The organism is Streptomyces sp. SolWspMP-5a-2, assembly GCF_900091845.1.
Taxonomy (GTDB): domain Bacteria; phylum Actinomycetota; class Actinomycetes; order Streptomycetales; family Streptomycetaceae; genus Streptomyces; species Streptomyces doudnae.
In genome coordinates this window covers 40,496-47,147 of the sequence record NZ_FMCI01000224.1, presented here as the reverse complement: position 1 = coordinate 47,147, position 6,652 = coordinate 40,496, and the positions used below count along the sequence as shown (strand labels likewise).

The following is a 6,652-nucleotide window of genomic DNA, read 5'->3' as shown; positions in this document are numbered from 1 at the left end:
CGCCGTCCGGCCTCGCCCGCGGCCCGCCCGCGCGGCGCTCACAGGACGGCGACGGGCGCCACCGGGGTGCCGGTCGCGCCGGCGAACGGCTCCGGCATCGCGGACAGCAGGAAGGTGTAGCGGCCGGTCTCTCCACAGGCTGTGGACAACTCTTCGAGATTCCAGTTCTGGCCCTGGAGCATCCCCATCTCCACCAGGTGCAGGGCGTGCACCGGCAGCCACAGGTCCTCGATCTCCGGCGGGAAGACCTCGAAGGTCAGCGTGTCGTTGGCGACGGCGGCCACGTCCCGGGCGTGGAACCACTCGGGCGTGCGCACCGAGAGCCCCGGCGACGGGTACGCGTACCCCTCCCGGTCCCCGGCGAGGTACGCCCGTATCTGGCCGGTCCGCACCAGCACCACGTCCCCCGCCCGCACCCGGGTCCCGGCCAGCTCCTGTGCCGCCTCCAGGTCCTCGGGCGTCACCGCGTGCCCGCCCGGCAGCCGGTCGGTGCCGTGCGCCCGCGCCACGTCGAGCAGCACCCCGCGCGAGACGAGGTGCCGGGCGGTGGCGATCGAGCTGAACGCGGCGCCGCCGTGCGCGGTCACCGAGTCGGCCGGGCGCCCGTTGTACAGGCGCCCCGAGTGCGAGACGTGGGGCAGCGCGTCCCAGTGGGTGCCGGCCTGGAGCCCCATCGTCACGGCGTCGTCGCTGCACGCGACGGTGCCGGGGCCGAAGATCTCCTGGTTGATCTGCACCATGGCGTGCAGCGGGTTGACCCGCCCCGGGATCAGCCCGCTCTGCACCCCGTCCTGGCGCAGCGGCAGGGCGAGCGGGACGCGGCGGCCGGTGCGGACCCCGGCCGCCGCGTCCCGCACGACGGCGTCGGTGATCAGGTTGAGGGTGCCGATCTCGTCGTCGCTCCCCCAGCGTCCCCAGTTGTTCACGCGCCGGGCGATCTCGTGGAATTCGGCGGGCAGCGACATCGGCTCTCCCCAGGGCTTGTCTCCGGGTGTCTGGCGGGTCAAAAATCTAACGGACCGTCAGAAACCGCGGGAAGGGGCCGGGCGTGGGGAACTTCTTGGCAGGCAGGGTGGTCGCCGTGACGGGCGCGGGACGCGGCATCGGCAGAGCGGTGGCGCTCGCCGCGGCGGCCGAGGGGGCCAGTGTCGTCGTCAACGACTACGGCGTCTCGGTCGCGGGCGCCGACCCCACCAGCGAGATCGCCGACACGGTCGTCAAGGAGATCGAGCAGGCGGGCGGCACGGCCGTCGCGGTCGCCGACGACATCTCCACCATGGCGGGCGGCCGTCGCGTCGTGGACACCGCGCTGGCCGCGTACGGACGGCTGGACGGCGTCGTCTGCGTCGCCGGCATCCTGCGCGAGCGGATGCTGTTCAACATGTCCGAGCAGGAGTGGGACCCGGTGATCGCCACCCACCTCAAGGGCACCTTCACCGTCTTCCGGGCCGCCTCCGCCGTCATGCGCGCGCAGCGCGGCGGCACCCTGATCGGCTTCACCAGCGGCAACCACCAGGGGTCGGTGTCGCAGGCCAACTACAGCGCGGCCAAGGGCGGGATCATCTCGCTGGTGCGCAGCGCCGCCCTCGGACTCCACAAGTACGGGGTGAGCGCCAACGCGGTCGCGCCGGTCGCCAGGACCCGGATGTCGGCCGGGGTGCCCATGGAGCTGGCCGAGATCGGCGAACCGGAGGACGTCGCCGCGCTCGTCGTCTACCTGCTCTCCGAGCGGGCCCGGGAGGAGGGCATCACCGGGCAGGTGTACACCGTCGCCGGACCCAGGATCGCGGTGTGGGCGCAGCCCCGGGAGCTGCGGGCCGCGTACGCCGAGGGGGGCTGGACGCCGGAGCGGATCGCCGCGGTCCTGCCCCGGACGGTGGGCACGGACCCGATGCCGCTGCTGGAGCGGGTGGCCGAGATGGGGCGGGCCGCGCGGGCGGGGGAGCGGCCGAACACATGACGGGCGGGGCGCGCGCGGAGCGCGTCCAGCCGCCCGGTCCGGTACGTCGGCGCCAGGAAGGGAACCTCGTGGACTTTGGATTCGCCGCCGGGGACGAGGAGTTCAGGGCCCGCGCGCGGGACTGGCTCGCGGCGCACGTGTCCGGTTCGGGCGACCGGCGCGGCTGGGAGCGCGTCCTCGGCCGGGACGGCTGGATCGGCCTCGGCTGGGGCGAGGAGGGGTACGGCAACCGCACCGCGTCCCTCACCGAACAGGTCGTCTGGGCCGAGGAGTACGCCCGCTCGGGGGCCCCGCCGCGCTCCGGGCACATCGGGGAGAACCTGCTCGCGCCGACGCTCCTCGCGCACGGCACCGACGCCCAGAAACGGCGCTTCCTGCCCGCCGTCGCCGCCGGTGAGGAGTGGTGGTGCCAGGGCTACAGCGAACCCGGCGCGGGCTCCGACCTGGCGGGGGTGCGCACCCGGGCCGAACGGCAGGGCGACGGCCACTACCGGATCACCGGGCAGAAGATCTGGACCTCCCTCGCCCACGAGGCCGACTGGTGCTTCGTGCTGGCGCGCACCGACCCCGACTCCCGGCGCCACCACGGGCTGGCCTTCCTGCTGGTGGCGATGGACCAGCCGGACCGGATCGAGGTGCGGCCGATCCGGCAGCTCACCGGCACCAGCGAGTTCAACGAGGTCTTCTTCGACGGGGCGCTGGCCCGCGCCGAGCACCTGGTGGGCGGCCCGGGGGACGGCTGGAAGGTCGCCATGAGCCTGCTCGGTTTCGAGCGCGGGGTGTCGACGCTGGCCCAGCAGATCGGGTTCGCGGCCGAGTTGGGGCGGGTGGTGCGCACCGCCGTGGAGAGCGGCGCCGCCGCCGACCCGGTGCTGCGCGAGCGACTGGTCGCCCTCTGGGCCGAGTTGCGGGCCATGCGCTGGAACGCCCTGCGCACGCTGGGGGGTTCGGGAGACGCCGGGGCGCCCTCGGTCGCCAAGCTGCTGTGGGCGGGCTGGCACCAGCGGCTCGGCGAGCTGGCGGTGGCGGTGCGGGGCGCGGCGGCCGGGGTCGGCCCCGCGGACTGGACGCCCGGGACGCCGTACGCGCTCGACGCGGCCCAGCACCTGTTCCTGTTCTCCCGGGCCGACACCGTCTACGGCGGCTCGGACCAGATCCAGCGCACGATCATCGCCGAGCGGGTGCTCGGGCTGCCGAGGGAGCCGAAGGGGGCCGTGTGATGCGCGGTGTGGTGTGGGACGGGACGCGGGTGGAGGTCGTCGACGACCTGGAGGTGCGGGACCCCGGCCCGGGGGAGGTGCGGGTCGCCGTGCGGGCGGCCGGGCTGTGCCACAGCGACCTGTCGGTGGTCGACGGCACCATCCCGTTCCCGGTCCCCGTGGTGCTCGGGCACGAGGGCGCCGGGGTGGTGGACGCGGTCGGGGACGGGGTCACGCACGTCGCGCCCGGCGACCACGTGGCGCTGTCCACCCTCGCCAACTGCGGGACCTGCGCGGAGTGCGACCGGGGCAGGCCGACCATGTGCCGCCGGGCGATCGGGCGGCCGGGGCGGCCCTTCACCCGGGGCGGGCGCCCGGTGTTCCAGTTCGCGGCCAACTCGGCGTTCGCGGAGCGGACCGTGGTGAAGGCGGTCCAGGCGGTGCGCATCCCCGCCGACCTCCCGCTGACGTCGGCGGCGCTGATCGGCTGCGGGGTGCTGACCGGCGTCGGCGCCGTCCTCAACCGGGCCGCGGTCGACCGGGGCGACAGCGTGCTGGTGATCGGCACCGGCGGGGTCGGCCTCAACGTCCTGCAGGGGGCGCGGATCGCGGGCGCCGTGACGATCGTCGCCGTGGACGCCAACCCGGCGAAGGAGGCGGTGGCCAGGGAGTTCGGGGCGACCCACTTCCTGACCTCCACCGAGGGCGTGCGGGAGATCCTGCCGACCGGGGTGGACCACGCCTTCGAGTGCGTGGGCAGGGTCGAGCTGATCCGGCAGGCGGTCGACCTGCTGGACCGGCACGGGCAGGCGGTGCTGCTCGGGGTGCCGCCCGCGACCGCCGAGGCGTCCTTCCTGGTCTCCTCCCTCTACCTGGACAAGTCCGTCCTCGGCTGCCGCTACGGCTCCTCGCGCCCGCAGCGGGACATCGCGCTCTACGCCGGGCTGTACCGCACCGGGCGGCTCCTGCTGGACGAACTCGTCACCGCCACCTACCCGGTGGAGGACTTCGCGAAGGCGCGCGCGGACGCGGAGGCGGGCCGGGTGGCACGCGGCGTGCTCACGTTCTGACGCCGCGTCAGAGTCGGGCCGTCAGGCCGCTGTCGGCGCCCGCCCGGAACGTCCGCCGGTAGGCCGTCGGCGTCACGCCCAGCACCGCCTGGAGGTGCTGGCGCATCGACTGCGCGGTGCCGAACCCGCAGTCCCGGGCGACCCGGTCGACGGACAGGTCGGTCGACTCCAGCAACTGCCGTGCCCGCTCCACCCGTTGCCCGGTCAGCCACTGCCCCGGGCTCACCCCGACCTCCTCGCGGAAGCGGCGGGTGAAGGTGCGCACCGACATCGCCTCCCTGGCCGCCATGTCCCGGAGCTGGAGCGGCTCGTGCAGCCTGCCCAGGGCCCAGGCGCGGGCCGCCGTGGTGCTCGCCGACCGGGGCTCGGGCACCGGTCGGCGGATGAACTGCGCCTGGCCGCCGTCCCGGTGCGGCGGGACCACCGTGCGCCGGGCCACCTCGTTGGCGACGGCGGCGCCGTGGTCGCGGCGGACCATGTGCAGGCACAGGTCGATGCCGGCCGCGACCCCCGCCGAGGTGAGGATGTCGCCGTCGTCGACGAAGAGCACGTCCGGGTCGACGGCGATCCGCGGGAAGAGGCGCTGGAGGCGGTCGGCGTCCGCCCAGTGCGTGGTCGCCGGACGGCCGTCCAGGAGCCCTGCGGCGGCCAGCACGTACACCCCGGTGCAGATCGAGGCGAGCCGGGTGCCGGGGCGGATCAGGGCCAGCGCCGCGGCCAGCTCGGGGGTGAGCACCCCGTCCTCGAAGACCGGCCCCAGCTCGTACGAGGCGGGGACGACGACGGTGTCGGCGCCCGCGAGCGCCTCGGGCCCGTGCGGGACGTCCACGGTGAAGTCGGCGTCGGTCTCCACCGGGCCCGGCGGGCGCACCGAGCAGGTCACCACCTCGTACAGCGGGCGCCCGTCGGCGTCCACCGGGCGGCCGAAGACCCGGTGCGGTATGCCCAGCTCGAAGGGGAGGAGGCCGTCCAGGGCGAGGACGACGACCCGGTGCGGGCGGTGCTCCGGTGCGCGGCTCATGGCCCGATCCTAGCGAACACTGTCCTTCGGGCCACTCGCTGCACGGGCGGTGCCGAACGGAAGCTCTACGACGTGACGCAGACAAACGACTCCGCCGCCGTCGCCGACCGGGCCCCGCGCGGTCCCGCGCCCGCCGCCCCCCGCGTCCACCGCGCGTGGTTCGTCGCGGCCGTGACCTTCGTGACGATCGTCGGCGCCGCCGCCTTCCGCTCCCTGCCCGGACTGCTCATCGACCCGTTGCATCTGGAGTTCGGCTGGTCACGTGGCACGATCGGGGCGGCCGTCTCGGTCAACCTCGCCCTGTACGGGCTCACCGCGCCGTTCGCGGCGGCCCTGATGGACCGCTTCGGCATCCGCAAGGTGGTCGCCGTCGCGCTGACCGTGATAGCCGTCGGCGCCGGGTCCACCGTCTGGATGACCGCCGCCTGGCAGCTCATGCTCAGCTGGGGCCTCCTGGTCGGCCTCGGCTCCGGGTCGATGGCGCTCGCCTTCGCCGCGACCGTCACCAACCGCTGGTTCGCCACCCGGCGCGGCCTGGTCACCGGCATCCTCACCGCCGCCTCCGCCTCCGGCCAGCTCGTCTTCCTGCCGCTGCTGTCCTGGATCGTCGAGACCCACGACTGGCGCCCGGCCGCCGTCACGGTCGCCCTCGCCGCGCTCGCCGTCGTCCCCTTCGTCTGGCTGCTGCTGCGCGACCACCCCGCCGACATCGGCCAGAAGCCCTACGGCGCCACCGCGTTCGTGCCCAGGCCCGCCCCCGTCAGGGGCGCCGCCCGGCGCGCGGTGACCGTCCTGCTCACCGCCGCCCGCACCGGCACCTTCTGGCTCCTCGCGGGCACCTTCGCGATCTGCGGCGCCTCCACCAACGGTCTGATCCAGACCCACTTCGTGCCCGCCGCCCACGACCACGGCATGCCGGTCACGGCCGCCGCCTCGCTGCTCGCCGTGATCGGCGTCTTCGACGTGGTCGGCACCATCGCCTCCGGCTGGTTCACCGACCGCTTCGAACCGCGCAGGCTGCTCGCCGTCTACTACGCGCTGCGCGGGGTCTCGCTCCTGTTCCTGCCCATGCTGCTGGCGCCCAGCGTCCACCCGCCGATGCTCTTCTTCATCGTCTTCTACGGCCTCGACTGGGTCGCCACCGTCCCCCCGACCGTCGCCCTGTGCCGCGAGCGGTTCGGCGACGACAGCGCGATCGTCTTCGGCTGGGTCCTCGCCTCGCACCAGGTCGGCGCGGCCCTGGTCGCCTTCCTCGGCGGCCTCGCCCGGGACGCCTTCGGCAGCTACGACATGGTCTGGTACGCCTCCGGCGCGCTGTGCGCGGCGGCGGCCCTGATGGCGCTGGTGATCCGCCGCCGGCCGGTCACGGTCCCCGGCTGAGCGGCCCGGAGCGGCCGGGGGG

General features: G+C 74.8%; 6 protein-coding genes. 4 read left to right on the top strand and 2 right to left on the bottom strand.

Annotation, left to right across the window (positions count from 1 at the left end):
* Positions 1-38 precede the first annotated feature (38 nt).
* Complete coding sequence (locus GA0115242_RS22770; RefSeq protein ID WP_093831380.1) at positions 39-965, bottom strand: cyclase family protein; 927 nt, start codon at positions 963-965, stop codon at positions 39-41.
* Between the two features lie 83 nt (positions 966-1,048).
* Here GA0115242_RS22770 and GA0115242_RS22765 point away from each other — a divergent pair, with 83 nt between their 5' ends.
* The 3 genes from GA0115242_RS22765 to GA0115242_RS22755 all read left to right on the top strand — a co-directional run bounded on the left by GA0115242_RS22765 (position 1,049) and on the right by GA0115242_RS22755 (position 4,229).
* Positions 1,049-1,960 carry an SDR family NAD(P)-dependent oxidoreductase gene (locus GA0115242_RS22765; protein ID WP_093831378.1) on the top strand — a complete coding sequence of 304 codons (912 nt, stop codon included), beginning with the start codon at positions 1,049-1,051 and terminating at the stop codon, positions 1,958-1,960.
* 68 nt (positions 1,961-2,028) lie between these two features.
* Positions 2,029-3,180, top strand: a complete 1,152-nt coding sequence (locus GA0115242_RS22760) for an acyl-CoA dehydrogenase family protein (RefSeq protein WP_093831376.1) — start codon at positions 2,029-2,031, stop codon at positions 3,178-3,180.
* Positions 3,180-4,229 (top strand): Zn-dependent alcohol dehydrogenase, encoded by a 1,050-nt coding sequence (locus GA0115242_RS22755; RefSeq protein WP_093831374.1) that lies wholly within the window; start codon positions 3,180-3,182, stop codon positions 4,227-4,229. The genes GA0115242_RS22760 and GA0115242_RS22755 overlap by 1 nt, the downstream gene beginning before the upstream one ends.
* Positions 4,230-4,236: 7 nt before the next feature.
* Here the strand turns inward: GA0115242_RS22755 and GA0115242_RS22750 are convergent, their stop codons facing one another.
* A complete protein-coding gene (locus tag GA0115242_RS22750) occupies positions 4,237-5,250 on the bottom strand; it encodes a GlxA family transcriptional regulator (protein ID WP_093831372.1) in 1,014 nt (337 codons plus the stop codon).
* Positions 5,251-5,322: 72 nt separating this feature from the next.
* On the opposite strand from GA0115242_RS22750, the gene GA0115242_RS22745 reads away from it, so the two are divergent.
* Positions 5,323-6,630 carry an MFS transporter gene (locus tag GA0115242_RS22745; RefSeq protein WP_093831370.1) on the top strand — a complete coding sequence of 436 codons (1,308 nt, stop codon included), beginning with the start codon at positions 5,323-5,325 and terminating at the stop codon, positions 6,628-6,630.
* Positions 6,631-6,652: the final 22 nt, after the last annotated feature.

Bases quoted from the DNA above. Each gene is read 5' to 3' on its own strand.
- GA0115242_RS22755 (WP_093831374.1), top strand. From the start codon at position 3,180: ATGCGCGGTGTGGTGTGGGACGGGACGCGGGTGGAGGTCGTCGACGAC.
- GA0115242_RS22750 (WP_093831372.1), bottom strand. From the start codon at position 5,250: ATGAGCCGCGCACCGGAGCACCGCCCGCACCGGGTCGTCGTCCTCGCC.
- GA0115242_RS22770 (WP_093831380.1), bottom strand. From the start codon at position 965: ATGTCGCTGCCCGCCGAATTCCACGAGATCGCCCGGCGCGTGAACAAC.